Source organism: Kitasatospora sp. NPDC101801 (genome assembly GCF_044766665.1).
In the GTDB taxonomy this organism is placed as follows: domain Bacteria; phylum Actinomycetota; class Actinomycetes; order Streptomycetales; family Streptomycetaceae; genus Kitasatospora.
Genome location: NZ_JBIWML010000090.1, coordinates 1 through 3,087 on the forward strand (window position 1 = coordinate 1; position 3,087 = coordinate 3,087).

Below are 3,087 nucleotides of genomic sequence, written 5' to 3' on the forward strand. Positions count from 1 at the left end.
GAACACGACGTGACCGTCGAGACCAGCACCGACCGCATCACGGGCGACCTCACCAAGTGGATGGCCGCCCGCGCTTCCTAAAACACGGCCTAGGGCCGGCCGTCAGTCTCGCCTGCCCCACGACGCCTGGCACGCACTCGCGCCGCGCCGGACGAAAGCCCGAGGACGACCCTGTGCGAGGGCTCCCGTCCGGCACGCCGAGAGCACGCACCGGACGCCGCAGGGCTGCCCTTCGGGCGACGACGGGAGTTCGACGACAGGCCCTGGCAGCCCCGGCGCCTCACGGGGTGAGCACGACCTTGCCCGCCACCGTGCCCGACTCCGCCAGCCGGACGGCCTCGGCGATCCGGGCCAGCGGCAGCTCGGCCGCGACCAGGGCGGTCAGCTCACCGCGCCGCAGTGCGTCGAAGACCTGCGTGAGATCGGCCCGCAGCCGGGCCCGGAAGCCGTCCCGGCCGGTCGACCGGCCCGCCCAGACGTTGTAGAAGTACGCGTGCCGGCCGTTCGGGAGGGTGTTCCAGGTCCAGATCCGGCCGAGGATCTCCAGCACCGGCCAGTACCGGGAACCGGTGTCGTCCCGGGTGGCGGCGCTGCCGTACGAGACCAGCGTGCCGCCCGGCGCGAGCAGGCTCCAGGAGTCGACCACGCTGCGGCCGCCGATGTGGTCGAAGACCGCGTCCACCCCGCCGGGGGCGAGCTCACGGACCCGGGCCGGGACGTCCTCGGTCCGGTAGTCGACCGGGGTGACCCCCATCGCCCGCAGGGCGTCGTGGTGCCGGGCCGAGGCGGTGCCGATCACCCGGGCCCCGGCGAGGGCGGCCAGCTGGACCAGCAGCGAACCCACGCCGCCGTTCGCGCCGTGCACCAGCACGGTCTGCCCGGCCCGGACCTTGGCCTTGCCGTGCAGCATCTGCCACGCCGTCAGACCGTTGAGCACCGCGCCCTCGGCCTGCGTCGGCGACACCCCGTCCGGGACGTCGACCAGATCGGCCGCGTCCACCAGCACGTGGCTGGCCCAGCCGCCGACCTTGGTCAGCGCCGCCACCCGGCGGCCACGCAGGTCCAGGGGGACGCCGGGGCCGGTGGTCAGTACGGTGCCGACCAGGTCGTAGCCCGGGACGAACGGGTAGGCGGGCTGGTCGAAGTAGCGGCCCCGGCGCATCTGCTGCTCGGCGAAGGAGACACCGGTCGCCTCCATCGCCACCACCACCTGCCCGGCGCCGGGGACGGGCACCGCGCCTCGGCGCAGTTCGAAGCCCTCGGGCTCGACCGTGCCGGGCAGAACGACCTCGACGAGCTCCTGGACCTGCATGACGACCTCCACGTTGGTGAGCGCTGCTTTGCTTCGTTACAAGTTATAACTGTCGCTAGAAGGGGTCGTCAAGGGTTCGGTGATACGGTCTCACCAACTTGTCAGCTTCTATCGAGAGGGTGGCCGATGGCCGGGACCGAGACGAGTACCCCCCGCGAGCGCTACCGCGAGCAGGTGCGGGCCGAGGTCAAGGAACGGGCCCGGGAGCAGATCGCCGCCGCCGGCTCGTCCGCCCTGTCGCTGAACGCGATCGCCAAGCAGCTGGGCATGAGCGGCCCAGCGCTGTACCGGTACTTCGCCGGCCGGGACGAGCTGATCACCGAGCTGATCACGGACGCCTACCGCAGTCTGGCGGACACCATCAAGGCCGCGGCCGCCGACGGACCCGAGCTCGGCACGGTCGCCCACGCCCTGCGCCACTGGGGACTGGCGGATCCGCACCGCTACTTCCTGATCTACGGCACGCCGATCCCCGGCTACCACGCCCCCCAGGACGTCACCCTGATCGCGGCCGAGATCATGCAGGTGCTGCTGGACGCCTGCGCGGCGATTCCGACGCCCGCCGCCGACACCCCGTTCGACACCCACCTGGCGTCCCACCGGGCCTGGGACGGTGGCCACAGCGCCCCGCCTCAGGTGCTGCACCTGGCCCTGGCCACCTGGACCAGGCTGCACGGGGTGCTCTCACTGGAACTGACCGGACACTTCGGCGGCATGGGGTTCGACCCCGCGCTGCTCTACCAGGCCGAGGTGGACGCGCTGCTGGGCCGGCCCCGAGGGCACTGACCCGGGGTCAGCTGCTGCTGCCCGCCCGGTCCCGGACCGGGGCGGGTTCGGCGGCCGGCCGCTCCGTACGCCGCCAGCCGGAGAACGCGTGCTGCACCAGGTAGACGATCAGCAGCAGCCCCACCGCCACCAGCCCGTCGGCCCAGAAGTGGTTGGCCGTCACCACGACCACGTACACGGTGATCACCGGGTGCAGGACCGCCAGCCAGCGCCACGGCCCACGCGCGATCACGGCCACCGCGACGGCGACGATCACGCACCAGGCCACGTGCACGGACGGCATCGCGGAGAGCTGGTCCGCCACCACCCCGCCCACGGCACCGCCGTAGACCGACTGCCCGTACTCCGCCGCCACGTCGACGAAGCCGTTCCCCGGCAGCATCCGCGGGGGCGCCACCGGCAGGAACTGGATCAGCAGACAGGCCGCCGTGGTCAGCACCACCGTGTTCCGCAACCAGGCGTACCGGGCCCGGTGCCGGAGGAACACCCACGCCAGCAGTACGAGCATCACCCCGAAGTGCATCACCGCGTAGTAGTAGTTGGCCGCGGAGATCACCCAGGAGTGCTCCCGCGCCGACCGCTGCAGGGCCGCCTCGTCGGGCAGCCCCCAGGCCAGCTCGGTGCGATGGATCCAGTCCGCCCGGTCGAGCGCGTGGTCCGTGCTCAGCACCGAGAGGTGCCCGACCAACTGCCACAGCGTGAAGAGCGCCAGCAGCGTCCCCGCCTCACGGCAGACCACCGCGACGCCCGGCCGCGCCACCCGCTTGGCCGCATAGGCGGTGCCGAGCAGGACGGCAGCGGTGCCGCCGGCCGTCTGCCAGGTCAGGGTCAGGTTCTGCATTCGCGAAGGTTAACGCAAAGAAGCCCCCTCCCGAATGGGAGGGGGCTTCTTTGGAATGATTGTTCGGCGGCGTCCTACTCTCCCACAGGGTCCCCCCTGCAGTACCATCGGCGCTATGAGGCTTAGCTTCCGGGTTCGGAATGTAACC

General features: G+C 71.9%; 3 protein-coding genes and 1 rRNA gene. 1 reads left to right on the forward strand and 3 read right to left on the reverse strand.

Annotated elements, in window-relative coordinates; all coding sequences use genetic code 11:
- Positions 1 to 280 precede the first annotated feature (280 nt).
- Entirely contained in the window at positions 281 to 1,312 is a 1,032-nt protein-coding gene (locus ACIRPK_RS36765; protein ID WP_403047282.1) for a medium chain dehydrogenase/reductase family protein, read from the reverse strand.
- A gap of 126 nt (positions 1,313 to 1,438) precedes the next feature.
- Between ACIRPK_RS36765 and ACIRPK_RS36770 the strand changes: the two genes are divergently transcribed.
- A complete protein-coding gene (locus ACIRPK_RS36770) occupies positions 1,439 to 2,098 on the forward strand; it encodes a TetR/AcrR family transcriptional regulator (RefSeq protein WP_403047284.1) in 660 nt (219 codons plus the stop codon).
- Between the two features lie 7 nt (positions 2,099 to 2,105).
- Here the strand turns inward: ACIRPK_RS36770 and ACIRPK_RS36775 are convergent, their stop codons facing one another.
- Positions 2,106 to 2,939 (reverse strand): phosphatase PAP2 family protein, encoded by an 834-nt coding sequence (locus ACIRPK_RS36775; RefSeq protein WP_403047287.1) that lies wholly within the window; start codon positions 2,937 to 2,939, stop codon positions 2,106 to 2,108.
- Positions 2,940 to 3,000: 61 nt separating this feature from the next.
- Positions 3,001 to 3,087 (reverse strand): 5S ribosomal RNA (rrf, locus tag ACIRPK_RS36780); the annotation flags it as partial.

Bases quoted from the DNA above. Each gene is read 5' to 3' on its own strand.
- ACIRPK_RS36765 (WP_403047282.1), bottom strand. From the start codon at position 1,312: ATGCAGGTCCAGGAGCTCGTCGAGGTCGTTCTGCCCGGCACGGTCGAG.
- ACIRPK_RS36770 (WP_403047284.1), top strand. From the start codon at position 1,439: ATGGCCGGGACCGAGACGAGTACCCCCCGCGAGCGCTACCGCGAGCAG.
- ACIRPK_RS36775 (WP_403047287.1), bottom strand. From the start codon at position 2,939: ATGCAGAACCTGACCCTGACCTGGCAGACGGCCGGCGGCACCGCTGCC.